30 protein-coding genes are annotated in these 26,348 nt (G+C 67.6%); 7 read left to right on the top strand and 23 right to left on the bottom strand.

What is annotated here, in order from left to right; translation table 11 throughout:
• Positions 1-30: 30 nt before the first annotated feature.
• The 3 genes from A5733_RS12120 to guaB all read right to left on the bottom strand — a co-directional run bounded on the left by A5733_RS12120 (position 31) and on the right by guaB (position 4,640).
• A complete protein-coding gene (locus A5733_RS12120) occupies positions 31-1,767 on the bottom strand; it encodes a GMC family oxidoreductase (protein WP_076240289.1) in 1,737 nt (578 codons plus the stop codon).
• Between the two features lie 165 nt (positions 1,768-1,932).
• Positions 1,933-3,060, bottom strand: a complete 1,128-nt coding sequence (locus tag A5733_RS12115) for a GuaB3 family IMP dehydrogenase-related protein (protein WP_197508405.1) — start codon at positions 3,058-3,060, stop codon at positions 1,933-1,935.
• Between the two features lie 38 nt (positions 3,061-3,098).
• On the bottom strand, positions 3,099-4,640 hold the full coding sequence (gene guaB, locus A5733_RS12110; RefSeq protein ID WP_067776251.1) for an IMP dehydrogenase: 1,542 nt from the start codon (positions 4,638-4,640) through the stop codon (positions 3,099-3,101).
• 157 nt (positions 4,641-4,797) lie between these two features.
• On the opposite strand from guaB, the gene A5733_RS12105 reads away from it, so the two are divergent.
• Positions 4,798-5,217, top strand: a complete 420-nt coding sequence (locus tag A5733_RS12105; protein WP_067776330.1) for a DUF5319 domain-containing protein — start codon at positions 4,798-4,800, stop codon at positions 5,215-5,217.
• Here the strand turns inward: A5733_RS12105 and A5733_RS12100 are convergent.
• From A5733_RS12100 to A5733_RS12090, 3 genes are all read right to left on the bottom strand, one after another.
• Positions 5,208-6,386: an anti-sigma-D factor RsdA gene (locus A5733_RS12100; RefSeq protein ID WP_076240288.1), complete on the bottom strand. Its 1,179-nt coding sequence runs from the start codon at positions 6,384-6,386 to the stop codon at positions 5,208-5,210. The two genes, A5733_RS12105 and A5733_RS12100, sit on opposite strands and share 10 nt — an antisense overlap.
• Entirely contained in the window at positions 6,379-6,957 is a 579-nt protein-coding gene (locus A5733_RS12095; RefSeq protein WP_067776246.1) for a sigma-70 family RNA polymerase sigma factor, read from the bottom strand. The genes A5733_RS12100 and A5733_RS12095 overlap by 8 nt, the downstream gene beginning before the upstream one ends.
• 100 nt (positions 6,958-7,057) lie before the next feature.
• Positions 7,058-7,852, bottom strand: a complete 795-nt coding sequence (locus tag A5733_RS12090; RefSeq protein ID WP_076240287.1) for a hypothetical protein — start codon at positions 7,850-7,852, stop codon at positions 7,058-7,060.
• Positions 7,853-8,285: 433 nt separating this feature from the next.
• Here A5733_RS12090 and A5733_RS12085 point away from each other — a divergent pair, with 433 nt between their 5' ends.
• Complete coding sequence (locus A5733_RS12085; RefSeq protein ID WP_076192854.1) at positions 8,286-8,576, top strand: WhiB family transcriptional regulator; 291 nt, start codon at positions 8,286-8,288, stop codon at positions 8,574-8,576.
• Between the two features lie 78 nt (positions 8,577-8,654).
• Here the strand turns inward: A5733_RS12085 and A5733_RS12080 are convergent, their stop codons facing one another.
• Positions 8,655-9,017 carry a DoxX family protein gene (locus tag A5733_RS12080; protein ID WP_076240286.1) on the bottom strand — a complete coding sequence of 121 codons (363 nt, stop codon included), beginning with the start codon at positions 9,015-9,017 and terminating at the stop codon, positions 8,655-8,657.
• Positions 9,018-9,093: 76 nt separating this feature from the next.
• On the opposite strand from A5733_RS12080, the gene A5733_RS12075 reads away from it, so the two are divergent.
• Entirely contained in the window at positions 9,094-9,984 is an 891-nt protein-coding gene (locus A5733_RS12075) for a sigma-70 family RNA polymerase sigma factor (RefSeq protein WP_076240285.1), read from the top strand.
• Here A5733_RS12075 and A5733_RS12070 read toward each other — a convergent pair.
• Entirely contained in the window at positions 9,917-10,510 is a 594-nt protein-coding gene (locus tag A5733_RS12070) for a TetR/AcrR family transcriptional regulator (protein WP_076240284.1), read from the bottom strand. The two genes, A5733_RS12075 and A5733_RS12070, sit on opposite strands and share 68 nt — an antisense overlap.
• 137 nt (positions 10,511-10,647) lie before the next feature.
• Between A5733_RS12070 and A5733_RS12065 the strand changes: the two genes are divergently transcribed.
• Positions 10,648-11,028 carry a hypothetical protein gene (locus tag A5733_RS12065; protein WP_076240283.1) on the top strand — a complete coding sequence of 127 codons (381 nt, stop codon included), beginning with the start codon at positions 10,648-10,650 and terminating at the stop codon, positions 11,026-11,028.
• Positions 11,029-11,043: 15 nt separating this feature from the next.
• On the opposite strand, the gene A5733_RS12060 is transcribed toward A5733_RS12065, so the two are convergent.
• The 5 genes from A5733_RS12060 to A5733_RS28095 form a co-directional block, all read right to left on the bottom strand.
• Positions 11,044-12,078, bottom strand: a complete 1,035-nt coding sequence (locus A5733_RS12060; protein WP_076240282.1) for a zinc-dependent alcohol dehydrogenase family protein — start codon at positions 12,076-12,078, stop codon at positions 11,044-11,046.
• 50 nt (positions 12,079-12,128) lie between these two features.
• Positions 12,129-13,574, bottom strand: a complete 1,446-nt coding sequence (locus A5733_RS12055) for an FAD-binding oxidoreductase (RefSeq protein ID WP_076240281.1) — start codon at positions 13,572-13,574, stop codon at positions 12,129-12,131.
• A 371-nt stretch (positions 13,575-13,945) separates the two neighbouring features.
• A complete protein-coding gene (locus A5733_RS27495; protein WP_158070607.1) occupies positions 13,946-14,104 on the bottom strand; it encodes a hypothetical protein in 159 nt (52 codons plus the stop codon).
• Between the two features lie 39 nt (positions 14,105-14,143).
• Positions 14,144-14,389, bottom strand: a complete 246-nt coding sequence (locus tag A5733_RS27095; protein ID WP_142253952.1) for a hypothetical protein — start codon at positions 14,387-14,389, stop codon at positions 14,144-14,146.
• A complete protein-coding gene (locus A5733_RS28095; protein WP_255376483.1) occupies positions 14,390-14,524 on the bottom strand; it encodes a hypothetical protein in 135 nt (44 codons plus the stop codon).
• 28 nt (positions 14,525-14,552) lie between these two features.
• On the opposite strand from A5733_RS28095, the gene A5733_RS12050 reads away from it, so the two are divergent.
• Positions 14,553-15,242, top strand: a complete 690-nt coding sequence (locus A5733_RS12050) for a hypothetical protein (protein WP_142253951.1) — start codon at positions 14,553-14,555, stop codon at positions 15,240-15,242.
• A 157-nt stretch (positions 15,243-15,399) separates the two neighbouring features.
• Complete coding sequence (locus tag A5733_RS12045) at positions 15,400-15,858, top strand: hypothetical protein (RefSeq protein ID WP_076240279.1); 459 nt, start codon at positions 15,400-15,402, stop codon at positions 15,856-15,858.
• Here the strand turns inward: A5733_RS12045 and A5733_RS12040 are convergent.
• From A5733_RS12040 to groES, 3 genes are all read right to left on the bottom strand, one after another.
• Entirely contained in the window at positions 15,839-17,353 is a 1,515-nt protein-coding gene (locus A5733_RS12040; protein ID WP_076240278.1) for an adenylate/guanylate cyclase domain-containing protein, read from the bottom strand. The genes A5733_RS12045 and A5733_RS12040 overlap by 20 nt on opposite strands.
• Before the next feature lie 66 nt (positions 17,354-17,419).
• Positions 17,420-19,039, bottom strand: a complete 1,620-nt coding sequence (gene groL, locus A5733_RS12035; protein WP_076240277.1) for a chaperonin GroEL — start codon at positions 19,037-19,039, stop codon at positions 17,420-17,422.
• Positions 19,040-19,152: 113 nt separating this feature from the next.
• Positions 19,153-19,455 (bottom strand): co-chaperone GroES, encoded by a 303-nt coding sequence (groES, locus tag A5733_RS12030; protein WP_036390082.1) that lies wholly within the window; start codon positions 19,453-19,455, stop codon positions 19,153-19,155.
• Between the two features lie 219 nt (positions 19,456-19,674).
• Here groES and A5733_RS12025 point away from each other — a divergent pair, with 219 nt between their 5' ends.
• On the top strand, positions 19,675-20,967 hold the full coding sequence (locus A5733_RS12025; RefSeq protein ID WP_076240276.1) for an HNH endonuclease signature motif containing protein: 1,293 nt from the start codon (positions 19,675-19,677) through the stop codon (positions 20,965-20,967).
• A 28-nt stretch (positions 20,968-20,995) separates the two neighbouring features.
• Here A5733_RS12025 and A5733_RS12020 read toward each other — a convergent pair whose 3' ends face one another.
• From A5733_RS12020 to alr, 7 genes are read right to left on the bottom strand one after another with little or no spacing between them, the layout of a single operon-like run.
• A complete protein-coding gene (locus tag A5733_RS12020; protein ID WP_076240299.1) occupies positions 20,996-21,427 on the bottom strand; it encodes a nuclear transport factor 2 family protein in 432 nt (143 codons plus the stop codon).
• Between the two features lie 29 nt (positions 21,428-21,456).
• Entirely contained in the window at positions 21,457-22,494 is a 1,038-nt protein-coding gene (gene tsaD / locus A5733_RS12015; RefSeq protein WP_076240275.1) for a tRNA (adenosine(37)-N6)-threonylcarbamoyltransferase complex transferase subunit TsaD, read from the bottom strand.
• Entirely contained in the window at positions 22,491-22,952 is a 462-nt protein-coding gene (rimI, locus tag A5733_RS12010) for a ribosomal protein S18-alanine N-acetyltransferase (RefSeq protein WP_067770514.1), read from the bottom strand. Before rimI ends, tsaD begins: the two co-directional genes overlap by 4 nt.
• Positions 22,949-23,578, bottom strand: a complete 630-nt coding sequence (gene tsaB / locus A5733_RS12005) for a tRNA (adenosine(37)-N6)-threonylcarbamoyltransferase complex dimerization subunit type 1 TsaB (protein WP_076240274.1) — start codon at positions 23,576-23,578, stop codon at positions 22,949-22,951. The genes rimI and tsaB overlap by 4 nt, the downstream gene beginning before the upstream one ends.
• On the bottom strand, positions 23,575-24,042 hold the full coding sequence (tsaE, locus tag A5733_RS12000; RefSeq protein WP_076240273.1) for a tRNA (adenosine(37)-N6)-threonylcarbamoyltransferase complex ATPase subunit type 1 TsaE: 468 nt from the start codon (positions 24,040-24,042) through the stop codon (positions 23,575-23,577). The genes tsaB and tsaE overlap by 4 nt, the downstream gene beginning before the upstream one ends.
• Positions 24,035-25,084, bottom strand: coding sequence for an alpha/beta fold hydrolase (locus tag A5733_RS11995; RefSeq protein WP_076240272.1), 1,050 nt, complete (start codon positions 25,082-25,084; stop codon positions 24,035-24,037). The genes tsaE and A5733_RS11995 overlap by 8 nt, the downstream gene beginning before the upstream one ends.
• 35 nt (positions 25,085-25,119) lie before the next feature.
• The gene (alr, locus tag A5733_RS11990; RefSeq protein ID WP_076240271.1) at positions 25,120-26,289 is read right to left on the bottom strand and encodes an alanine racemase; all 1,170 of its coding nucleotides are present in this window, start codon (positions 26,287-26,289) and stop codon (positions 25,120-25,122) included.
• Positions 26,290-26,348 lie beyond the last annotated feature (59 nt).

Genomic DNA, 26,348 nt, shown 5'->3' with positions numbered 1-26,348 from the left:
CCCGGGCTGCCCAGGGACGCGGGCCGGACGTCAACCGCCCGAGTTGACCGGCTCGATGGGCAGCCGCCGCAACCCGGCGGGCGCTTGGGCCGGCACCACGGGATGCTCGGGCGCGATCGGCGCCAGTTTGCGGTACGGCTCATTCTGCCCCGGTCGGTCGTCTTTGTGCCCCTTGTTCGGCCACAATGACGCCGCCCGTTCGGCTTGGGCAGTGATCGACAGCGACGGGTTGACCCCGAGGTTCGCCGAGATCGCCGCACCGTCCATCACGTAGAGCGTCGGGTAGTTGTACACGCGCTGATACGGGTCGATGACGCCGTGCTCGGCGTCCTCGCCGATGGCCGCGCCGCCCAGGAAGTGGGCGGTCAGCGGGATGTTGAACAGCTCGCCCCAGGTGCCGCCGGCCACGCCGTCGATCTTCTTGGCGATCCGCCGGGTCACCTCATTGCCGACCGGGATCCAGGTCGGGTTGGGTTCACCGTGCCCCTGTTTGGACGACATGATGCGCGCGCCCAACGGGCCGCGCTTGGTGAACGTGGTGATCGAGTTGTCCAGGTGCTGCATCACCAGCGCGATCACGGTCCGCTCGCTCCACTGCTTGGGGTTGAGCAGACGCACGAGTTCGCGGGGATTCTCGCCGGCCTGCTCGAAGAACTGCCGCCAGCGCGGTACATCGGTGCCTTTGGGCCCGGCGCCGTCAGTCATCAAGGTCTGCAGCAGGCCCATGGCATTAGACCCCTTGCCGTACCGCACCGGCTCGACGTGGGTATCGGCAGTCGGGTGGATCGACGACGTGATCGCCACACCGTGGGTCAGGTCCAGATCCGGTGCCACCGTCAGCCTGCCCGCGCCGACGATCGACTCGGAGTTGGTCCGGGTGAGCACACCGAGGCGAGCCGACAACTTCGGAAGCTTCCCGGTGTCACGCATCTTGAACAGCAGCTTCTGAGTGTTGTACGTGCCCGCAGCCAGGATCAGATGCGTCGCGGTGAACGTCTTGCGCTTACGGCGCAGCTTGCTGCCGGTGCGGACGGTGGTGACTTCCCACAGGCCGTCGGTGCGCTGCCCGAAGCTGGTCACCGTGGTCATCGGATGCACTTGGGCCCCAGCCGATTCCGCGAGTCCGAGGTAGTTCTTGACGAGCGTGTTCTTGGCCCCGTGGCGGCAACCGGTCATACACTCACCGCACTCCAGGCAACCGGTGCGAGACGGCCCGGCACCACCGAAGAACGGATCGGGCACGACTTTGCCGGGCGTCTTCTGCCCGTCCGGCCCGAAGAACACCCCGACCGGGGTGGGTACGAACGTGTCGCCACAGCCCATGTCATCGGCGACCTCTTTCATCACCCGGTCGGCGTCGGTGAAGGTCGGGTTGGTGACCACGCCGAGCATCCGCTGGGCCTGGTCGTAGTGCGGCATCAGTTCTTCGCGCCAGTCGGTGATGCCCTTCCACTGCGGGTCGTTGAAGAACGGCGCAGGAGGCACGTACAGGGTGTTGGCGTAGTTCAGGGAGCCGCCGCCCACCCCGGCGCCGGCCAGGATCATGCAGTTGCGCAGCAGATGGATGCGCTGGATGCCGTACATGCCGAGTTTCGGCGCCCACAGGAACTTGCGCAGGTCCCAGGAGGTCTTGGCGAAGTCGGCGTCGGCGAAGCGTCGGCCGGCTTCGAGTACACCGACCCGATAGCCCTTCTCGGTGAGCCGCAGCGCGCTGACGCTGCCGCCGAATCCCGAACCGATCACCAAGACGTCGTAGTCAGGCTGCATGCTCTCAGTATGACGCTACCGGCAGGTAACTTCTAGACAGGAGGGCCTAACTTGTAAAGGAAAGCCCGTTTTCCTGGCGCTCGCTTTCGACGTGAGGGCTGGCCTCCGCGCCGGATCACCGCCCTGCGGTGGAAAACGGCGACGCGAGCCCGGCCGGCAGCAAGATCAGGAACCGACCGACAGGCCGACCTTCTGGAATTCCTTGAGATCGCAGTACCCGGCCTTGGCCATCGACCGGCGCAGGCCGCCGACGAGGTTCAACGACCCGAACGGATCGTCTGACGGTCCGTTGAGCACCTGCTCCAGCCCGGGCCGCTCGTCGACGGCAACCTGTAGCAGCGCCCCGCGCGGCAACGACGGGTGCGCGGCAGCCGCCGGCCAGAACCAGCCACCGCCCTGCGCTTCGGCGGCCACCGCCAAGGGCGTGCCCAGCACCACGGCGTCGGCACCACAGGCGATCGCCTTGGCCAGTTCGCCCGAGGTGTGGATATCGCCGTCGGCCAGCACGTGCACGTACCGGCCACCGGTCTCGTCGAGGTATTCGCGACGCGCGGCGGCCGCGTCGGCGATCGCGGTGGCCATCGGCACGCTGATGCCGAGCACCTCGTCGCTGGTCGTCACCCCCGAGGTCGACCCGTAGCCGACGATCACGCCGGCCGCCCCGGTGCGCATCAGGTGCAGCGCGGTGCGATGGTCGAGCACGCCACCGGCCACGACCGGGATGTCGAGCTCGGAGATGAAGGTCTTGAGATTCAGCGGCTCACCGTCGGATGCAACCCGCTCGGCGGAGATGATCGTGCCCTGGATGACCAGCAGGTCGATGCCGGCCGCCACCAGCGTCGGGGTCAGCGCCTGGGCGTTCTGCGGGCTGACACGCACCGCGGTGGTCACCCCGGCCTCGCGGATGCGGGCCACCGCCGCCCCGAGCAGCTCGGGATCCAATGGCGCCGAATGCAATTCCTGCAACAGCCGGATGGAGGCCGAATCGTCGTCGGCCTTCGCGGCGACCTCGAGTACCTGAGCGATCTTCTCCTCGACGTCGGCGTGCCGGCCGATCAGGCCCTCGCCGTTGAGCACCCCGAGCCCGCCGAGCCGACCCATCTCGATCGCGAACTCCACCGACACCAGCGCATCGGTGGGATGAGCGACGACGGGAACTTCGAAGCGGTAGGCATCGAGCTGCCAGGCCGTCGAGACGTCCTTGGACGAGCGGGTGCGCCGCGACGGCACGATCGTGACGTCGTCGAGCTCGTAGGTGCGACGGGCGGTCCTGCCCATGCCGATTTCAACCATGTCGCGCATGACTGACTATTTTCTCCTGCCCCACCGATTCAGCGGGTGTAGTAGTTGGGGGCCTCGACAGTCATGGTGATGTCGTGCGGGTGGCTCTCCTTCAAACCCGCCGCCGTGATCTGGACGAACTGCGCCTGCTGCAACTGCTCGATGGTGCCCGAGCCGGTGTAGCCCATGGCCGCGCGCAAACCGCCGGTGAGCTGATGGATCACGGTGCCCAGCGGGCCACGGAACGGCACCCGGCCCTCGATGCCCTCGGGCACGAGCTTGTCCTCGGACAGCACGTCGTCCTGGAAGTAGCGGTCCTTGGAATAAGACTTGCCGCCGCCGCGGCCCTGCATCGCGCCGAGTGAGCCCATGCCGCGGTAGCTCTTGAACTGCTTGCCGTTGACGAAGATCAGCTCGCCCGGTGATTCGGCGGTGCCGGCCAACAGCGATCCCAGCATGGCCGTCGAGGCTCCTGCCGCCAGCGCCTTGGCGATGTCACCGGAGTACTGCAGGCCGCCGTCGGCGATCACCGGGACACCGTAGGGCTTGCACGCCGCAACAGCTTCGAGGATCGCGGTGATCTGTGGGGCGCCGACACCGGCGACCACGCGAGTGGTGCAGATCGAGCCCGGACCCACACCGACCTTGACCGCGTCCGCACCGGCGGCCACCAGCGCGGCGGCCGCGGCGCGAGTGGCGACGTTGCCGCCGACCACCTCGACCCGGTCGCCCACGGTCTTCTTCAACCGGGCCACCATGTCGAGCACCCCGCGGTTGTGGGCGTGGGCGGTGTCGACGATCAGCACGTCGACACCGGCGTCGACGAGGTTCATGGCGCGCGCCCAGGCGTCGTCGCCGACACCGACTGCGGCGCCGACCAGCAGCCGGCCGTCGCGGTCCTTGGTGGCCAGCGGGAACTGCTCGGTCTTGACGAAGTCCTTGACCGTGATCAGGCCGGTGAGCTTGCCGTGGCCGTCCACGATCGGCAGCTTCTCGATCTTGTGGCGACGCAGCAGGCCCAGCGCAGCTTCCGCGGACACGCCCTCCTGGGCGGTGATCAGCGGTGCCTTGGTCATCACCTCGGCGACGGGCTTGTTCTCGTCGACCTCGAAGCGCATGTCGCGGTTGGTGATGATCCCGACAAGTTGGCCGTCGGCATCCACCACAGGCAGACCCGAGATCCGGAACCGGGCGCACATCGCGTCGACCTCGCCCAGCGTGTCCGACGGCGAGCAGGTGACCGGGTCGGTGACCATGCCGGCCTCCGAGCGCTTCACGGTCTCCACCTGGGCGGCCTGCTCGGCGGCCGGAAGATTGCGGTGCAGCACACCCATGCCACCGGCACGGGCCATCGCGATGGCCATCCGCGATTCGGTGACGGTGTCCATCGCGGAACTCACCAGGGGTACCCGCAGCCGGATGTTGCGGGTCAGCTGGCTGGAGGTATCGGCGGTGGCCGGGACCACGTCGGAAGCAGCAGGCAGCAGCAGAACGTCATCAAAGGTGAGGCCGAGCATCGCGATCTTGGTGGGATCGTCGCCGCCGGTCGGCACCGGTACGGCGATGGGAACGCTGCTTTCAGCGATCGACATGGGTGGGGCCTCCAGTGGCAGGCGTGGGGCGTATGAAGCAATTCTATCGGCTCGGATATTGACAGTGATGTTGCCGCTCCCCGCACCTCAGGGACACATCGCGGCGCAGATCAGGACGGCTGGCGCGATGCATGGACGGCTGCGTAGTGTGGGACACGTGCGTGACCACCTCCCCCCTGGTTTGCCGCCCGATCCGTTTGCCGATGATCCCTGCGATCCTTCGGCTGCGCTGGACGCCATCGAGCCGGGCCAGCCCCTGGACCCCCAGGAACGAACGGCTGTCGAGGCAGATCTCGCCGATCTCGCGGTGTACGAAGCGCTGTTGGCGCACAAGGGAATCCGCGGCCTCGTGGTCTGCTGTGACGAATGCCAGCAGGACCACTATCACGACTGGGACATGCTGCGGGCCAACCTGCTGCAGCTGCTCGTCGACGGCACGGTCCGCCCGCACGAGCCGGCCTACGATCCCGAACCCGATGCCTACGTGACATGGGACTACTGCCGCGGCTACGCCGACGCGTCCCTCAACGAGGCCACCTCGGACACCGACGGCTACCGCACCGACGGCTACCGCTGAGAACCGCCTAGACCCGGCACCAGGGGCAGCTCGACTCCCGGTGCCGCCACACCCTCTTCTTGATGCCCGCCCGCCGGGCTTTCGTGATTCGCACCACCACCGGTCTCCGGTGGATTCGTGGCGCGCGGTGCCGATGGCACGGACGTCGGCGCCACCTCAAGCGTGACCGTCGACGTGGTCGCCGGCGGTAGCTGAGCCGCCGGTGCCGGCGAGGACGTGGGCGCAGACGACGTGCGTGTCGTCGCCGGGGGCGCCGAGGTTTGCGAGGACGGGGCACTCGTCGTCGGCGCAGCGCTGCTCGGGGTCGAACTCGACGGCGACGGGACCGCGGTCGAGGATGGCGGCGCGGTGGCGGATTGCGACGTCGCAGTCTCCGACGGTGCCGGAGAAGACGTGGCGGATTCCGACGGGCCGGCACTCGGCGAACTCGACGTCGTCGCCGGCGTCGTGGGCTCAGACGTCGACTCGGTGCTGGACGTCGGCGACTCCCCTGACGTGCTCTCGGCCGGGGACGACGGCGTCGTCGTCACCGTAACCTCTGGCAGCACCACTGGCGGCGCATCGGGTGGCACGGTCGCGTTGGGGTCGCGGTTTTCCACCTTGACCGACAGCTGCTGCCACTGGTCGACCAGTTCTTGCTTGCGCTGCTCGTCGTCGACGGTGGCCACGGTGGTGGTGATGGTCTGCAGCTTCTGCTGGGCCTGTTCCCACTGACCTTCATCGATCAGTTGCTGCACCTGCTTGAGCTCACTGGAGGCCAGGTCGATGCCGACATCGCGCTTCACCGGCTCGGAGCCGAAGAACATGCCGCGCACCCCGTAGAGCGCGTCGCCCGGGCCGGAGCCGTACACCGCTGCACCGAACCCGCCGAGGCACAACACCGCGGCCGCCATCGAGCCGACCAATGCCATGGGGAACCGCACCCGACCGTGCGAGGTGGCCTTGTTGAGGGCGGCCACCGCCTCACGTGGTGTCGCGATGCCCGACATCGGCGCGCGCCGCGCCTCGTCTCGCCAACCGGCCAGCAGGACGGCCAGTTCGGCTTCCTCACGGTCGGTGGCATAGACCTGACGCTCAAGTGAGAGCGCCTCGATGAAACGTTCGGACCGGTTGATCTCATTGAGTGACGGATCACCACCGTTTGACGTCCAGCGGCCGAAGTCAGGCATGGTCACGTCCTGTCGCCATGATCTCGGTCTTCAGCCGCGCGAGTGCGCGATGCTGGGCGACACGTACCGCACCCGCGGTACTGCCGACGGCTTCTGCGGTCTCCTCGGCGCTCATGCCGACCACGACGCGAAGGATCAGGATCTCGCGCTGCTTCTCGGGCAGTACCGACAGCAGCCGCGCCATTCGTTGCGAGGACTCGGCGTCCAGAGCGGACTGCTCGGGCCCGGCGTCGAGAGAGAACCGCTCGGGCACCACGTCCGTGGGCTCGGCACGGTTGCGGGCCGCCGCGCGATGCGCGTCAGCAACCTTGTGCGCAGCGATGCCATAGACAAAGGCCAGGAACGGGCGTCCCTGATCTTTGTAGCGCGGCAGCGCCGTAATGGCGGCCAAGCACACCTCCTGCGCAACGTCATCAGCTGAGAGACCACTGCGCTCGGTTGCTCCGATCCTCGCCCGCACGTAACGGACGACGATCGGCCGAATGATCTCCAGCACTTCCTGGAGCGCGTTCCGATCACCAGCCACTGCCTCAGCAACGACAATGTCGAGACGGTCTCCCGAACTTGTCATCGTGGGCGATCTCTCCAGCGTTACGTTGCACCGACACTCTCGGCGGCATGGTCGAGCTAAACAATAACGATCGATGAGGTGGGATCCGGCCAGTGCCAGATCAGGCGCCGGACCACACTCCACCTCTGCGACGCACTGTATCGGCGCTGAGGTCGCGAATCCGGCTGATTTGGGCAGCGTCGTGCGCAGTGCTGCCGATGTCGGCCAACAGGCAGGCCAACGCCCAGCGCAACGGGACCAGCCCGGACGCCTCGGTGGCCGACAGCGCTGCATCGGCCACCTGCCGCGCGGCGTCGAGTTCACCGGCACTACACAGCGCCGCGGCGAGCACCACATCGGATTTCACCGCGTGGCGCGTCGAGCAGTACTCGGCGGCGGCCGCGATACCGCGGCGAGCATGTTCTACGGCCTCGGCGCCGTGACCGCGGGCCATCGCCAACTCGGCGCTCACCCACGACAGCCGGATCCGCTGGCGCGGTTGGGTGGTGTCGATGGCCCCGGCCCGCTCGAGCAGCCGGGCCGAGACGCCGAACCGGCCGACCCCCAGCGCGTCGGCGGCAAGACCGACGAGCGCGTCGGCGGCGGCCTCGGCATCGTCACCGCGGTGCGCCCAGGCCAGACCGTCGGCACCGCGGGCGCGGGCGTGCCCGCCGAGTTGGCGCAGAAACGACGCCCGCGTGCTGTGCGCCAGCGATACCAGCGGGCCGCCCGCCGGGCTTCGGACGATCACCGCGAGTTCGGTGAGGGCGCAGCCGTACCGTCCCTGACCGCCGGCGGCGACGGCGCGCAGCCAGCGCTCGTGGGCCGTGGTCGCGTGGGGCAGCGGCCATCGGCCCGGGTCGGAGCCAAAGGCGGTCTCGGCCAGCACTGTGGCGGGGTCGGCGATTGCGGTCATCGGATGGCGACGCTATCAATACCGCGGGTATTGCATACTCGCGGGCAACCCGACACCCGCCGCCGCGTAATTTAATTTTTACGAACGCCATTAGTTAACAATTGATGGCCGACATGTTAATGACGCGTCAACTTTCCGAAGCGCGGTCCACGTCGAAATTGTTGCGCCTGCCAGCACGAACAGCACAAACGTGAGCGACGCGGCTCAATCGTCGTCACCGGCACCTCAGCCGAAGCATCAACACGATGAACGTGATGTAAATTCTGGACCTGCGGTTATGTGCTTTCGCACAGTCGACGGCTATTGACGCGCTTTATTGAGCCCCCCTAGTTTGTGTGCACGAGCGGTCATCGGCGACCCGAGCTCAGATCGATTCCACCGACTCACACCCGCCCATATCGACGAAATGGGCGAGCAGAGAGGGGTTTTCCATATGCCGCAACCGCAGCAGCTTCCCGGTCCGAACGCGGATATCTGGGATTGGCAAATGCAGGGACTTTGCCGTGGTGTCGATTCGTCGGTGTTTTTCCACCCCGATGGTGAGCGCGGACGCGCTCGCGCCCAGCGGGAGATGCGGGCCAAGGAGATGTGCCGCAGCTGCCCGGTGATCACTCAATGCCGTACTCATGCCCTGGCCGTCGGTGAGCCGTATGGCATCTGGGGCGGGCTGAGCGAGTCCGAACGTGAGCTCTTGCTCAAACGCGGCATCCGCCGTAGCGCCTGACTGTTCCAGCAAACGTTTCCGGGGCCCCATTCCGCGTTGCGGGATGGGGCCTTCGGGCGGGTCCGCCCCGCGGCTGGGTCACACCGTGGCGAAGGCCGCCAGCGACAGCACCGCGAGCAGCAGGAACGCCGCCGGAAACGCGATGTTGTAGAACACCCGGGCGCGAAAGTGTGTGACGACGGCGCCGATGAAGAACGCGGTCAGCCCGACGGCCGCGGCGAGACCGATCGGTGGGAACGCCACCACGCCGATGAGCAATCCGGCCGCGCCCGCGCCTTTGAGCAGGCCCAGTGGCGACACCCAGGTCCGCGGCACGCCGACCTCCGCCGAGTTGGCCAGCACGAAACGGGCCCCGGCAAGGTCGGCGAGCGCCATTGCCGCATTGGCCGCGATGGTGATCGCAACGATCACGGTGGCGATCGGGCCGAGTTGTAGGGTCATTGTCGTCTCCTGTGTTCGGTGGTTGCGCGGTGGTGGTTCACCTTGATGACGCTTGCCGAGCCCGAAAGGTGACGCGATGAATGAGGGACATGCCCTGGAAGCCTTGGCCGACCGATTCCAAGCAGACCGCAGGCATCTGCGCGCGGTCGCCTTCCGCCTGCTCGGTTCGGTGCACGACGCTGACGACGCGGTGCAGGCCGCCTGGCTGAAGGTGAGCCGGCGCGGCATCGACGGGGTCGACAATCCGACCGCATGGTTCACCACGGTGACCGCGCGTGAGTGCCTCGATCGGCTCCGCGAGGGCAAGCGGCGTGCCGAGGTGCTCGGCGGCGATGCCCTGCTTGCGGAGGACACCGTGCCGGCGGCTGACGATCAGGTGGCGATGGCCGAGTCGGTGGGTCGGGCCATGCTCGTGGTGCTCGACCGACTCTCCCCCGCCCAGCGCGTGGCATTCGTCTTGCACGATGCCTTCGCCGTGCCTTTCGACGACATCGCCGTACTACTGGACCGCACTCCGGCCGCCGCCAAGAAGCTGGCGAGCCGGGCCCGGGAGCGCGTTCACGGTGCGCCGTCGTCCGCGCGGCCGACGGCGCAGCATCTCGAGATGGCGCGGGCATTCTTGGCCGCGTCACAACACGGTGACTTGGACACGCTGCTGAGAATCCTCGACCCCGACGTGGTGCGTCGCGTCGACCGCATTCTGGTCGGCGAGCACATTCCCACCGAACTGCGCGGCGCGCGCGCGTTCGTCGACGAGTCCAAGATGTTCGCCGCGGTCGCCCGTGGCGGCGAGGTCGCCGTGCTCGACGGGGCCGCCGGCATCGTGATCGCCCCGGCGGGCGAGCTGAAAACTCTACTGCGCCTTGGCATTACCGACGACCGGATACAGGTCATCGACATCATCGGCGATCCGGACCGATTGGCGGACGTCGAGGTGATGCTGGCCGGTGATCCGCACGCACCGTAGGCCAGAACAGATCGAACAACCGCTCTTCCCACCCCGCTTCGACAGCCCCGGTGCGGGCGTATTCGGCGATATAGGCGCCAACCACGGCGTCGATCAGCGTCGCGGCGTCGATGTCCTCGCGCATCGAACCGTCGGCCTTCGCGGCGTCGATCACGCCGGCCAGCGCCGCCCGTTGATCGACGAGGATCCGGCGAAACAACGTGGTGAATTCGGGGTCGTCGGCGGTGAGCAGCGCCGCCAGGCCCCCGAGACCGATCCCGTTTTCGATGGTCCCGACAGCCTGTGCGATGAGCCACCGGAGCCGGTCGGGCGCTGCCGCGTCGGCGTCCAGCGGGCTTGGTGCGGCCAGTCGCGACAGCGCCCCGGCCAACATGTCGCGCCGGTTGGGATGCCGGCGGTAGATCGTTGTCTTGGCGATCCCCGAGTGGGCGGCGACCGCCTCGACTGTCACCGCACGGGGACCGGCGGCCCGCAGTAAGTGCAACGTGGACTCAGCGATGCCGGCCTCCACCCGCCCTTGTGCCATTGCTCCCCTTCTCCTGCCTGACCTCGACCACCTTCAGGGAATATCCCAGCCGCGCCGTGCGCTACGCTATACGTAGCAGCGCTACGCTACGCGTATCGTTTCTCAATAGAAACCGTTTTTATTCACGAGGTGATGTCATGTTTCAGGTTTTCCGCCGCATTCCGGCCACATCCGTCGCGTACGTCCTACTGCTGTTCGCGTTTGCGTCACTCGGGACCTTCGTGGCGGCCCTGTCCCTCGGCAGCAGCCTGGCGACCGTCGCCGCCGCCGCGTTGATCGTGAGTGTCACCGGTGCCGTGGCCGGTTTCCGGGCCGGCGCCCGCCGCCTGGCTGACGGCCGTGAGCCTGGCGCCTCGGCCCATAACGTCAGCATCTTCTCCACCCCGTTGCGCCGCGACGAGGTGGACAGGTATCTGCAGAGCTACCGCGATGCCGCTACCGAGACGGCGCCCGCAGTTCGACAGATCACCGTGGTTCAGGGTGGACGCGCGGAGGATGTCGAGCATCGCGCCGCCTGATGTCGCATACCGGCGTCACGGCTCGATCAGCACCTTGAGTGCCTCGCGGTCGGCCATGGCGCGGTAGCCGGCCGGGGTCTCCTCGAGTCCGATCGTGTGGTCGAAGACGCGCCCCGGCTCGATGGTGCCGTCGAGGACGTCGGGCATGAGTTCCTCGATATAGGCGCGGGCGGGCGCGACACCGCCGGTGAGGGTGACGTTGCGGAAGAAGGTGCCGAAACCCATTGGCACCTGGGTGTATTGGGACACCCCCAACCGGCTGACCCGTCCGCCGTCCCGGACCACGTCCAGCGCGGTGGCGAGCGACGATTCGGTGCCGACGCATTCGATCACCGCCGGTGTGCCGTCGCCGCCGGTCAGTTCGCGGATCTTCGCGACGGCCTCGTCCCCGCGCTCGGCCACGACGTCGGTGGCACCGAACTCCCGCCCGAGATCGGTGCGGTCGGTGTGACGGCCGTTCAGGATGATCTGCTCGGCGCCCAGCCGCTTGGCGGCCAACACCGCACACAACCCCACCGCGCCGTCACCGATCACGGTGACCGCTGATCCGGGCCCGACATGAGCGGTCACCACGCCGTGGTGACCGGTGCAGAACACGTCGGACAAGGTCAGCAGTGACGGCATGAGCGCCGAATCCGCTGCCACGGGCAGCTTCACCAAAGTGCCCTGAGCCTGCGGGACACGCACGGCCTCCCCCTGCCCGGCGTCGACACCGGGGGCGCCCCATCCGCCGCCGTGCCGGCACGATGTCTGCAACCCCTCCTGGCAGAAGTCGCAAGTGTTGTCGGCCCAGACGAACGGTGCCACCACCAGGTCACCGCGGTTGAGGGACGACACGTCCGCACCGACATCTTCGACGATGCCGATGAACTCATGACCCATTCGTCGCCCGTGGTCGTTGTGGGGCATGGACTGATATGGCCACAGATCGCTGCCACAGATGCATGCACGCGTGACACGCACGACGGCGTCGGTGGGTTCCTTCAACGTCGGGTCGGGCACGTCCTCGACACGCACGTCGCCGGCCTCATACATCACGGTTGCTCGCATGCTGATCCTTCGCTAGTCCGTAGGCCCGGTAGACCTCTGCCGGATCTACGTCAAAAGTTTAGGCCTGAGAACATGATTCGCCCCGGATCGTATTTCTGCCGGGTGGCCGCCAACCGAGCAAGGTTGGCCCCGAAGTACCGTGACGCGGGCTGACCTGCTTCGAGATAGTTCACGTAGCCGCCGACGGAATACGGTGCCACGGCTTGGTGCGCGGTGTTCAGCCAGTTGGCAGCTGGTGCAGGCGAACCGGAAGTCTCCACATACCACTGCACCAGAGCGGATTGCCGCCGCCACGGAAAGGCGGAGTCCCCCGGCCCGATCGTGGCGAGCGCGCTGTCGAGCGTATGCATGATCACCAACGGCCGGCCGGCTCCCGCGGGAAAAGCGTTGAACGCCGCGGCGATTCCCTGTGCGACGGCCGGAGTGATCGAGCCGAACACGTCTGAGCCACCGACATAGCCGAGCGGTGACGGGTTGAGATTGTCGGCGGCCAGGAACTTCACCAGATCCAGGTAGTTGAACGTGCGGCGCTCGATCGAGGCCGGCTGCAGTCCCACCGATTTGACCACAGCGGCTGCGACGCTGTCACCGGCGCCCGCCGGGCAGGTGGCCAGGATGCGGCAGTGCGCGCCCTGCGGGTCAGTGACGGTGTCGGCCAGGGCCCAACTACTGCGGTCGGCGGTGCGCAGCCAGTTCTGCCACCCGACGAGCACCTGCGGAAAGTCCTGCAGCGGGAAATGCGCGCCGACGACGTCCACATCGCCGATCGGGAAGGTGGCGAAGGTCAACGCGGTCGTCACCCCGAAATTGCCACCTCCTCCCCCACGTAAGGCCCAGTACAGATCGGGGTTCTCGTGGGCCGAGGCCGTGAGGGCCCCGCCGCCGGGCAACACCACCGTCGCCGACACCAATTGGTCACACATCAAGCCCGCGTGCCGGGACTGAGCCCCCAACCCGCCGCCCAGCGCATGCCCGGCCGCGCCGACAGTCGGACAGGTCCCGGTCGGGATCCCCCGACCGGCGGCGGCCAGGGCCTGGTGGATGGCGTACAGATGCGTCGCCGGTGTCACCGTGACGTGGCCCGTCGACGCGTCGTACTGGATGTCACCGGGCAGTTGGCGCAGGTCCAGGACCATCGTGCCGTTCGCGGTCGAGGCACCCACATAGGAATGGCCGCCACCGCGCGGCGCGACCTTGAGGTTGTGGGCCGCAGCGAAGGCCATCGCCTTCTGGACGTCCACCGCGGACGTCGGGGTGACGACGGCCGCGGGCGCCAGTCCGTTGAAGTTGGTGTTGAAAACGCTCTTGGCCGAATCGAATTGGCCGCCGCTGTCCGGCAGGATCACCTGCCCGCTGATCGCGCGCGACAGCTCACCCCACCCGGACGTGGCGGGATCGGCGCGGGCGCGGCTGGTGCCGAAAACCATCCCGGCGGCCACCGCCCCGACCGCACCGCGCAGGAACGTCTGACGCGAGACCCCGCGCGGTTCCGTCATGTCCCAAATTGTGGGCGGCCGGGCGGGCCGAACCGCGGTGCCCGACGACGTGTCGCGGTATCGGTCGGGTATCGAATATGCACCGTGCAAGTGATCTTGACCCCTTTGACCAGGGAGAAAAACACTGCGCGGACTATTGACACGCTTCTGGCCCCGGCTCCAGAATTGAGCACCGCTGTTAGCTACATCACACTTGCTCTCCAGCTGTCAGTGGTCTACGTGAATGACGTCCACTGCGAGGAGACCGTGAGTTCCACACGTATTCACCTGATCGCGGGTGCGTGCCTGGTGTCAGCCGGACTCGTGGTGAGTACTGCGTGTGGTTCGGTGCCCATGGCGCGTGCGGACGGTGAATCGTCGTCGGAGTCCAGTCACAGCACCGGCAGTTCGAGCACTGAGAACGGCACCACGTCGAACACCGACAACACGGCCACGAACAGCTCCGCCACGAATTCCACCGCAACGACGTCGTCGGAGAGCTCTGCCACGGCCACCACCACGCAACACACGACGACGATGAGCACCTCCACCGGCGATGGGAACGTTCAGCCGCGCTCGACCGTGTCTGCTCAAACGAACACCGGGGTCAGCGGAGGCAACACCACTGGCACCACGTCGAGCACGTCCGGCGGATCGAACACGACTGAGATGTCGGGCAGCACGGCCGGCACGAGCGCCCCGCAGTCCCCGACCGCCTTGAATCTCGATACTCTCGCCGATCTCCCCACGCCCGTCACCACCAAGAGCACCTCGTCAGACACCGAGGGCAGCTCCAGCGGCTCGAACACCGTCGAATCCTCATCGTCGACCGCCACTCAGGAGACGACCGCACCAGCAACACACGTCGACGCGGGCACCACGTCGACCTCGGCGTCGACCTCCGCGTCGACCTCGGCGTCGAGCACTGCTGCCACCGGTACCGCGGCCGCCCCGGTTGCGGAAGCGACCACCGCCCCGGCGGCTGAAACCGAGCCGGCCGTGACGTCGGCCGCCGTCGAGGAGCCGGTTGCGCCGGCCGCAACACCAGAGATCCGGCTGGCCGTCGTCGAGTTCCTAAGGATGCTGGTGACGACGGCTGTCGACGTAGTCATTGAACTGGCGTCGCAGATCCACGCCATATTCAACTTCCCGTGGGCCACCGGCGCCGTGAGCGCCGTGCAATCGCTGACCGCGCTTCCGTACCACTCGATCGTCACTCTTCTGCAGAAGATCAAGTCGCATGCGCTGTTGCTGCCGGCGGTCGGATCACCGATCGCCGCCGCTGCCGCCGACGCCCTGAAATTCGATTTGAGCCTCGACGAGATCGTGTCGTTGAGCTCGGTGCTGCAACGCACCGCACCGGTGCTGGCCGACGTGAGTCACCCCGGCAACGCGAAGACCACGCCGCTCAAGAAGGCGGTCACCGCCCTGGTGGCGATCTCACTGTGGGCCTTGCTCTCGACGGCGCTGCCGGGGCTCGGTGGCGTGTTCGCCGCAGCGGTCACCGGTGTGCGGATCGGGTATCGCCAGGCGAAGTGGGGAGTCACGTTGCGCACAACGGAATTGGCTCGTTTTGCCCGGCAGGGTCCGATCGGGACGGTGCGGTCGGGCTCGCTGATCGCCGTTCATACCCGCACTGCGCGTCCGGGCCCAACAGCCCGACGCGAACAGCCGCAACTCGTCGCGTGAGACGGCCGGTAACTCCCGAGGCGAAAAACCCGAAATACATTTCGTGATCGACCGAATGCGTCCCCGCATCTGTGGAAGGGACGCCGCGACGCCGAATGACCGCCGTTGGGCAACGACAGTTGTCGGTGTCGCCGCGGTGCTACTTCCGGTTGCCGCCATGCTGAGCAGCGCGCCGGCCCGTTCGACTCCCCTGCCCACTTTCTGCGCTCAGCCCGAGGTCGTCGACAACGTCTGCACGGCGCGGCTGACATCGGTCACGGCCGATGTGGTGGACGGAACGATCACCGGGTCGCCGGTCGGTGGCGGGGCACCGATCACCCTTACCGGACAAGCGGATGCCTACCTGAAATCGCAAGGATTCGGCGACACTCCACCGGAACCGGTTCAGCAGTGGGACGAGTCGATCGAGACGGTCAGCGGCCTCGATACCTCGCCCTCCGACCCCAACTGGTACGGCAATGCCAAGGCCCGCGTGTTCCTGCCCAGAACGCTGAATGACCTGGCCACCAAGTTTCCTCCTGATGTTCTCCTCGTCCGCTTCACCTTTGACGCGGCCCGGCCCGACGCGTTCCGGTTGGTGTCGATTCAGCCGACGGCTACCCCTGATTCCCCGTAGCACTAGCGAGGCCGAAAACCCTTACCGCAGCTGACTTTCCTTTCAGCTCGTGAAAGCCCCGGTCGGTCAGTTCGGGCGGATGTGCGTCCAAGGTGTCGACGGTCGGCTGGGTCAGCAGGATCGAATCGCCGGTCCGCTTCGTGAGCTGCTCGACGCGGGCGGCCACGTTGACGGCGTCACCGATCAGCGTGAATTCCAGCTTGCCTCCGCCGCCGATGGTGCCGGCGATCACCACGCCGGTGTTGATGCCGATACCGATTCGCAGCGCACCCTCGAATCGCTCGACAACCAGGCGCTGCATCAGCATTGCCGCTCCGACGGCGGCATTGGCATGATTCGCAAGGTCATTGGGGGCGCCGAACACCGCCAGAGCTCCGTCGCCGAGGAACTTGTTGACGTGCCCACCGGCGTCGACCACGGCGGGCACCACGATCTCGAACAGCGCGTTGAGCCGGGCGACCGTGTCTTCGGCGGTGTTCGCCTCGGCGAAGGGCGTGAAGTCTCGGATGTCGACGAACATGACCGTCACTTCACGCCGTTCACCGGTGAACACGTCGTCGCCTTGCTCAAGGAGCCGCGCCGCCAAAGCCGGGTCCACGTATGTCCCAAACGCCGCCTGAAGTCGTTGGCGCTCAGCCAAACCCGATTGCATGCGGTTGAACGACGCCGACAGCGCACCCAGATCGTCGTCTTGGACCACCGGCAGGCGCCGGCCGTAGTCTCCGACGGCGACGCGTTCGGTTCCTTCGGCGAGGTCGCGGATCGGACGCAGGAAGGGGGCGATCGTCATGACGGCGATGGGTCCGGAGACCAGCGTCAGCGCGCACCCGATCGCCAACGAGACGATGGGATCCTCGCGGGCACGGTCGATTACCGAAGCCGTGATCGCGGCGCCGATGGAGAATCCAAACGCCAACGCCAGGATGGTGAGGTGTGACCAGGTGGCAAACGTGGGACGAGAGCGCGGCAGGGAGTCACCGATTCCCGTGTTGCCGGCGATGGCGGTCCGGGCCGGTCGCAGCGATCCCTCACTGAAGCTGTGCACGCCGAACACTCCGGTGGCCGCGCCGTATGCGGCGCCGACGATCCCGTACTGAACCAGTCGCCACCCGGTCGCGCCGTTGAGCGTGGCGACCGCCATCCCGACGCACGGCGTCCAGACGATGTCGGTTGCGAGCACGCGCGCAGTCGTCCTCCGCCCGTACACATAGGTGCCGCGCAGCGCCTCCATCGGATCGACGTCGCGGCCCGCTGCCCACTTCTCGATCAGACGCAACCGCTTCGAGCCGGGCAGGACCAGCAGGTAGGTCCGCACCAGCATGGCGACGCAGGTGATGACGGCCGCCTGCACGTAGCGATCGGATCTTTCGAAGGCGACGATGATCAACGGGTAGGCGAGATGGACCGAGAGCCCGGCCAGGTAGACGAGGGCACAGATGGCCCAGGAGTATCGCGGCCCGTGCCGGTCCCATACCCACTGGAAAATCCGGTCCATGTCGAAACAAAACACCCCCGGCCTGATGGCCGAGGGTGTTTCGGACTACTTCTAGCGCGCGTACTTCTAGTGCGCGTGCCCGTGGTGATGACCGGCGTGGTCATCTTCCTCGGCCGGCTTGTCCACGACGGCCGTCTCGGTCGTCAGGATCATCCGGGCCACCGAGGCGGCGTTGAGCACCGCGGACCGGGTCACCTTGGCCGGGTCCACGATGCCGTCGGCGACCAGGTCACCGTAGGCCAGCGTGGCGGCGTTGAAGCCCTGCCCGTTGGGAAGCTCGCTGACCTTGTTCACCACGACCGAGCCGTCCAGGCCGGCGTTGGTAGCGATCCAGTACAGCGGGGCCGACAGCGCGGAGGCGAACACGTTGACGCCGAGGGCCTCGTCGCCCTTGACCTCGCCGCGCAGCTTGTCCAGCGCCGCGCGGGCCTGCACGAGTGCAGCGCCACCACCGGTGACGATGCCCTCTTCGACGGCGGCCTTGGCGGCCGCGACGGCGTCCTCGACAGCTTCCTTGCGCTTCTTCAGGTCGGTCTCGGTGGCCGCGCCGACCTTGAGCACCGCGACGCCACCGGCCAGCTTGGCCAACCGTTCCTGCAGCTTCTCCCGATCCCAGTCGGAATCAGTGGTCTCGATCTCGGCCTTGAGCTGCTTCACCCGACCGTCGACAGCGTCCTTGGAGCCGCCGCCGTCGACGATCACGGTGCTGTCCTTGGACACCACGACGCGACGCGCCGAGCCCAGCACGTCCAGACCGACCTCGCGCAGGGCCAGGCCCACGTCGGGGTTGACCACCTGACCGCCGGTGACGATGGCCAGATCCTCCAGGAACGCCTTGCGGCGATCACCGAAGAATGGCGCCTTGACGGCAACGGCCTTGAGCGTCTTACGGATTGCGTTGACGACGAGCGTGGACAGCGCCTCGCCCTCGACGTCCTCGGCGATGATCAGCAGCGGCTTGCCGCTCTCGGCGACCTTCTCCAGCAGCGGCAGCAGATCGGGCAGCGAGCTGATCTTGTCGCGGTGCAGCAGCACCAGCGCGTCCTCGAGCACCGCTTCCTGGGTGTCGAAGTCGTTGACGAAGTAGGCCGAGATGAAGCCCTTGTCGAAGCCGACGCCCTCGGTGACCTCGAGCTCGGTGCTCAGCGTCGAGGACTCCTCGATGGTGACCACGCCGTCATGGCCCACCTTGGTCATGGCCTCACCGACGAGCGCACCGATCTGCTCGTCGCGCGAGGACACCGTGGCGACCTGGGCGATGGCGGTCTGGTCCGACACCGGGGTGGCCGCGGCCAGCAGCGCCTCGGACACCGCGTCGGCAGCCTTACCGATGCCCAGGCCCAGCGCGATCGGGTTGGCACCGGCGGCAACGTTGCGCAGGCCGGCCTTGACCAGGGCCTGCGCCAGCACGGTGGCGGTGGTGGTGCCGTCGCCGGCGACGTCGTTGGTCTTGGTGGCAACCGATTTGACCAGCTGGGCGCCGAGGTTCTCGAACGCGTCTTCCAGGTCGATCTCGCGGGCGATGGTGACACCGTCGTTGGTGACCTGCGGGCCACCGAAAGCCTTGGCCAGCACGACGTTGCGACCACGCGGGCCCAACGTCACCTTGACGGCGTCGGCGAGCTTGTCGACCCCGGCTTCCATGGCCCGGCGCGCAGTTTCGTTGAATTCAATCTGCTTGCTCATAAGTCTCTTTCTTGACTACCTGTCGAGCTTGACTACCTGTCGAGGCATCAACGCATACCGCCCCGGAAACCACCCGTGCGAACACGGGGATCTCCGGGGCGGGACACGGGTGCTTACTTAGCGACGACAGCCAGCACGTCGCGGGCCGACAGGATCAGGTACTCCTCGCCGTTGTACTTGATCTCGGTGCCGCCGTACTTGCTGTAGATGACGGTGTCGCCCTCGGCAACGTCCAGGGGGATCCGCTTCTCGCCGTCCTCATCCCAGCGGCCGGGGCCAACTGCGACGACGGTGCCTTCCTGCGGCTTTTCCTTGGCGGTGTCCGGGATGACCAGACCGGAAGCGGTCGTGGTCTCGGCCGCATTGGCCTGAACGAGGATCTTGTCCTCGAGTGGCTTGATGTTGACTGCCACGATGGAAGCCCTCCACTTGTTTGGGTATTGAGCTCCGGTGTGCGCCGGGGCCCTCGGGTTAACCAGGTGTTCGGCATGCGTCCGTCCCCTCGCTCCGTCGTCGCGGGTGCCGGCGCTGGAGTTGGCCGCGTGCCACCTAGCACTCTATACATGCGAGTGCTAGCACTCAAGGGTGGTCTCTGGTTATTGCGCCGACATCCAGACAGGCCTACTATCGAACATATGTTCGGATCGTATTTCACGATCGACTCCGACGCCACGGAAGAGGCGTTGGCCGATCAGCTGGCTGCGATGAACCGGGCCGCATCCAGCATCGCGGCCGGACAGGCTCGGGTGACGGCGATGCTCGAAGCCAAGCGCCAGGCACGCAGAGCTGCCGAGGGCGTGCCTGCGGCACAGCGCGGGCGAGGCCTGGCTTCCGAGGTCGGCCTGGCCCGCAAGGCCTCGCCATGGCATGGGGCCAAGTATCTGAAGATGTCCCGAATCCTCGTCGACGACATGCCCCACACCCTGGCGGCGCTGGAGTCCGGCGTCCTCACCGAGGTGCGGGCGATGATCATCACCGAACATGCCGACTGCCTGTCACCAGCAGATCGTCACGCGATGGACGTCGAACTGTGCGCCGACCCGGCAAAGCTGGACGGCCTCGGCGACCGGAAGGTCGATGCCGAAGCGGGCCGCATTGCGATCCGGCTCGACCACGACGCGGTGATGGAGCGCATCAGCCGGCACCAGTCTGATCGCACCGTCACGATGCGTCCCGCTCCGCATGGCATGGCGTATCTGACGGCCCTGCTGACTGCCGCCGAAGGCTGCGCGGCATACGAGGCGCTGCAAGTGGAGGCGGCCGCTGCCGCCGCGGCCTCAGTCGCCGCCGGAAACGGATGCGAGGGCCGGGGCCCGTTGATGGCTGACGCCTTCTACCGGCGTATCACCGGGCGTGAAGTCGGCGCCGCGGTCCCGCTCAACCTCAATCTGGTGGTCTCCGACGAGAGCCTGTTTGCCCACGGTCCCGAACCTGCGGTGCTGCAGGGATACGGCCCGATCCCGGCGGCGGTGGCCCGGAAGATGGCCTTGGCGGCGCTGTTGGACCCCGAGGTTGAGGCCGCGGTGCGCAAGCTCTATGCCGATCCGGCCACCGGCAACCTGGTCGCCCTTGATTCCACGTCGCGCACCTTCCCCAAGGGCCTGCGCTGGCTGATCGCCTTGCGCGACCAGCGCTGCCGCACCCCCTACTGCGACGCACCGGTACGCCACATCGATCACATCACCCGCCATGCCGACGGCGGTCCCACCTGCGCCGAGAACGGCCAAGGACTGTGCGAACGATGCAACTACATCAAGGAAACCGCCGGCTGGACCACCACCACGAGCTACGACCGATTCGGCCGGCACACCACCGAAGTCACCACACCGACGGGCCGGACCTATCGAAGTACCGCCCCACCATTGCCGACCGGAGCCCGCGTGTTGACCAGCGACATCCATGTCGTGCGGGTGCAGGCTGCCGCGTAGCGGATAGTCCTCCTACCCGTTCCCACGCCTATAGCGCGATGTTCAAATGCTCGGACACGTCTCCGACCATCTCCACATCGACTCTGCGCTCGGTGAAGTACCAGCCCTGCTCGTCACGGGCAAAGGCGTCGGCGTAGCGACCGACGACGATGGGTTGCAGTGGGACGGTCTCGGTGTTCTGCACCACCACAAACGTCGAGCGCGCCGTCGCCCGCGAACCGTCCACGTCGACGATCGGGTTGAGCACTAGGTGGCGGGTCCGGGTGCGGTTGCCGTGTTCGGGATACCGACGGGTGGTCGCGGCGAACAACTCCGCGATGGCCGACGCCCCGGTCACCTCCATGAACGTGCCCCGACCGAGCAGCTGCCCGACCCCATCGAAGTCGCCGGCGTCGATCAGCTCGGCATAGCGGTACAGCAGCTCGGTGATCTCCAGCCTGTCGGCCAGCTTTTCGGCCAGCTTGTCGGCCAGCTTTTCGGCCGCAGAACTCACGCCACCTGCCCCTTCACCACCGGCAGGCCGGGATCGCTGGCGGCATCCAACGGCGACGGCGCCGCTCCGGCGGCGATCAGGTGCGCCGCGAATGAGGCGATCATCGCGCCGTTGTCGGTACACAGCCTGGGCCGCGGTACCCGCAGCGTCAGACCCGCTGCCGCACAACGCTCTTCGGCAAGTTCGCGCAGCCGGGAGTTGGCCGCCACCCCACCGGCGATCAGCAGCGTGGACACCCCGAGATCGGTGGCTGCGCGGACGGCCTTGGCGGTCAGCACATCGGCGACCGCTTCCTGGAAACCGGCCGCCACATTCGCCTGCGAAGCTTCCGGGTGACCTTCCACGTAGCGGGCCACCGCGGTCTTCAGCCCGGAGAAGCTGAACACATACGGGTCATCCCGCGGACCGGTCATCCCGCGGGGAAAGACGATGGCGTCCCGGTCGCCGGTGCGCGCCAACTCGTCGAGCACCCGACCGCCGGGATAGCCCAGCCCGAGCAGCCGCGCCACCTTGTCGTAGGCCTCGCCGGCGGCGTCGTCGACGGTGCTGCCCAACTCGATGATCGGCTCGCCCAGTGACCGAACATGCAGCAGATGTGTGTGCCCACCCGAGACGAGTAGACCCACGCTCTCCGGCAGGGGGCCATGGTCGTAGACGTCCGCGGCCAGGTGCCCGCCCAGGTGGTTGACGCCGTAGAACGGGACGTTCCAGCCGGCGGCATACGCCTTGGCTGCGGCCACCCCGACCAGCAGGGCGCCGGCCAGGCCAGGCCCGATGGTGGCGGCCACGACGTCGGGCCGCTCGACACCGGCGGTGTCCAGGGCGCGGCGCATCGTCGGGCCGAGTGCCTCCAGATGTGCGCGCGAGGCGATCTCGGGCACGACGCCGCCATAGCGGGCGTGCTCGTCGACGCTGGAGGCGACCTCGTCGGCGAGGAGCTTTACCGTTGCCGGCCCGCCATCTTTCGGGAAGGCGAGGTCGGCGATGCCGACTCCGGTTTCGTCACACGAACTTTCGATGGCCAGGATGATCACGTCGGGCCCCCTTGGGGAAGGCGTTGCATGGTGTAGGCATCGGCTCCACTGACGCGGTAATACCGCTTGCGCAGACCGATGTTGACGAACCCAGCGCTCTCATACAGCGCGATGGCCGCTTCGTTGTCGGTGCGGACTTCCAGGAAAACTGTTCCACCGGAAGCGAATTCGAGCATGTCGTCGAGCAACCGGCGGCCGATGCCCTGTCCTTGGAAATCCGGGTCGACGCCGATGGTGTGGATTTCGTACTCATACGGTCGCATCCGGCCCAGCCGGGCGATGCCGGCATAGCCGACCAGCAGACCGTCGCTGCGGGCCGCGGTATAGCGGTTGTGTTTGGCGGCCAGCTCGGCCAAGAACGCCTGGGCCGGCCACGGATCATCACCGGGAAACAGCCGGGCCTCCAGCTCGGCACACCGCGTGGCGTCGGCGCGGGTCATTACGTCGAGATCGATCATTTCTTGACTGCCACAGACGGTTTGGCGTCGGGACGGCGCAGGTACAGCGGCACCAGCGGCTGCGGGTCATTCCAATCGGTGACGGCGCGCACCAGCCCGTCGGGCGTCGGGTACACCGCGTCGAGCCGAGGCAGCGCGAACAATGCCGCGTGATCGGGTGAGCCGGCCACCGCGGCCGAGGAATCCACCGCAACATCGGCGGGGGCGTTGACGGCCGGACCGTCGACGCGGACGCCGTCGCGGTAACGCGCCCAGTACACCTCGCGGCGGCGCGCGTCGGTGACCACCAGCACGTCACCGTCGGTGTGGACGCCGATGGCATCCAAGCTGCACACCCCGTGCACCGGAACGCCCAGGGCGTGACCGAACGCCGCGGCAGTGGCCATCCCCACCCGCAGCCCGGTGAACGGCCCGGGGCCACAACCGACGACGACGGCGCCGAGATCGGCCATGGTGATGCCGGCGTCGGACACCGCGGCCAGCACGTTGGGCGTGAGCTGCTCGGCGTGGGCGCGCGCATCCACGGTGACCTGCTCGGCCAGCGTGCGCACCGAACCGTCCTCGGCACGAAGGACCACACCGGCACTCACTGCCGGGGTCGCGGTATCGATGGTCAGCACGTTCATGGGGTGCTCCACTGCCAGATCACCGTGCGGGTCTCGGTCTCGGTGTCCCGTTCGATGCGAATGTCCAGATGATGGTCGGAGAGGCGTTCGGCCAGCCCCTCCCCCCATTCGACGACCACCACGGCGTCGTCCAGGTCGGTGTCGAGATCCAGCGCGTCGAGCTCTCCCAGCAGATCGACACCGGGATGGTCGAGCAACCGGTACACGTCCACGTGCACCATCGCCGGGCGGCCAGGCCGGCGGGCGCGATGCACCCTGGCCAGCACGAACGTCGGTGAGACCACCGGACCGTCCACATCCATGGCGGCCGCGATGCCCTTGGCCATCACGGTCTTGCCGGCACCCAGCGGGCCCGACAGCACCACGACGTCCCCGGCCTTCAAGCCGGCCCCCAGGGTGGCGCCCAGCGCGATCATGTCCTCGGCGGTGGCCGGCTGTGCCGTTCCGGCGCTGCGCTCAGCCACGGAACCGGACCCGATCGCGGACCCGCCGGCCCAGGGTGACCAGTTTGGACGGGGTGGCCCGCTCCACGAGACGGACCAGTGCGTCGTCGATCACCAGGGGCTCCTCCAGCTGGACCAGATGACCCGCTCCCCCGACGATCACCAGTTCGGAGCGGGGTAGCTGTGCGGCCATGGCCTTTGAGTATTCCATCGGGGTGAGCAGGTCACGGTCACCGCAGGCGATCAGTGTCGGCACCGTGGCCAGCACCGACAGCGCCGCAGCCTCGTCGTGAACCTCGAGGGCGTGCAGGAATTCGACGAGCGTGGTGATCGGGGTGCCGTGCATCATCCGCTGCGAGAACTCGACGACACTCGGGCTGACGGCCTCATCCCCGTAGGAGGCCGCGCGCAGGATCGGCCCGATCACCGAGCGGGCCGCACCACGGGTGTGATGCACGGCGCCCGGCGCGTACCGGGCCAAGAACCGCACCGCCTCCAACGCCGGGTTCCGCAGAATCTCGCCCAACGGCGAGCGGGCCACCCCTTCGGCCGCCGAGGAGATCACCGCGGCACCGACGATCTGCTTCGGATAGCGGTGACTGAACTGCCGGGCATGTGACAGCACCGTCATGCCGCCCATCGAATGACCGACGAGCACCGCCGGGCCGCGCGGAACCGTCACGGCCAGAACCGCTTCCAGATCCCGGCCGAGTTGGTCCACGGTGTAGGTCTCCGGCGGCGCGGTCCCCGACTGCCCGTGGCCCCGCTGGTCGTAGAACACCATTCGCACCTGCGAGCCCCACTGTTCGGCCAGTCGCGTGCGCTGAAAGTAGAAGGCGCCCATGCGGAGACAGAAACCGTGGGCGAACACCACGGTCAGCGGCGCGTCGTTCGGGCCGACTTCCCGCACCGCCAACGGCACGCCGTCCTCGGTCGTCACCACCGAACTGCGATCGGCATCAAGGCGTTCGAAATCCTCACCCCGGTAGGGATCTTCGCCCGCGCTGCGCCGCGTCAGCGACCGCGCCACCGACCTGCCGGCCACCGTTCCCACAGCCGTCATCCCGGCCACCCCGGCCAGCCACTGGGCATTGCGACTCAACGCTCGTGACCTGCCTGCAGATACGTGCGGGAGATGCGGCCGCGCGGGCTGGTGACCACCTCGTAGTTGATGGTGCCCAGCAGCTCGGCCCAGTCCTGGGCCGTCTGCTCGCCCTGGGTGCCGGGACCGAACAAGATCGCGTCATCGCCCGCCCGGACGTCGGTGGCATCCGGACCGAGGTCGACGACGAACTGGTCCATACAGATCCGGCCGACGGCCGGGCGGCGCCGACCCCCGATCAGCACCTCGATCCGCCCGCTGAGGGATCGGAAGATGCCGTCGGCGTAACCCACCGGCAGCAGCGCCAACGTCGTGTCACGCTGGGCGATCCAGCGATGCCCGTAGGACACACCGTCCCCGGCACGAACCGAACGGACCAGTGCAACAGGACATTTCAGGGTCATCGCCGGACGCAGCCCCATATCGCCGAGCTCCGGGATCGGGCTGAGGCCGTAGACCGCGATGCCGGGCCGCACCATGTCGAAAGCCAGATCCGGCCGGGTCAGCACCGCCGGCGAGTTGGCCAGATGAGCGATGTCGAACACCACACCCGCCGCGGCGGCCTGTTCCCGCATCGCGCTGAGGCGCTGGCCCTGCAGCGCGTTGAACGGATTGTCGGGGTCGTCACCGTGGGCCAGGTGACTCATGATCCCGCGGACCCGGATCGCGCCGTCGGCCTGGGCCCGGCCCAGCGCGGCGATCATCGCGGGGAAATCGGTTGGGCTCACCCCGTTGCGGCTCAGGCCCGTGTCGACCTTCACCGTCACCGTCGCGGTGCACCCGGTCTGGTGGACGGCCCGGACCACGTCGTCGACCTGGTCGACCGAGGACACCCCGATCTGGACGTCCGCGGCCACCGCGGGGGCAAAATCGCTGCCCGGAGGGTGCAGCCAGCACAGCACCGGCGCGGTGATCCCGCCGGCGCGTAACGCCAGCGCCTCGGCGATCGTCACCACCCCGAGCTCGGCGGCGCCCGCGGCCAGTGCGGCCCGGCCGACTTCGAGGGCGCCATGCCCGTAACCGTCGGCCTTGACCACCGCCATCACCTGGGCGTCGCCGGCGTGGTCGCGCAACAGGCGCACGTTGTGGTCGATCGCAGCGAGATCCACCATCGCCTGCGGCGATGGGTGTTCGGTCAGCGCTGAGGTGAATTCGGTCGTCTGCATGTCATGTCACCGTCGACCATTATCCCAGAGCGCGGTGACGGTGGTTTCGGTCATCCCTT

The sequence above is a fragment of the Mycobacterium sp. NS-7484 genome (genome assembly GCF_001953975.1).
Taxonomy (GTDB): domain Bacteria; phylum Actinomycetota; class Actinomycetes; order Mycobacteriales; family Mycobacteriaceae; genus Mycobacterium.
This window is presented reverse-complemented; position numbering and strand designations above follow the sequence as displayed.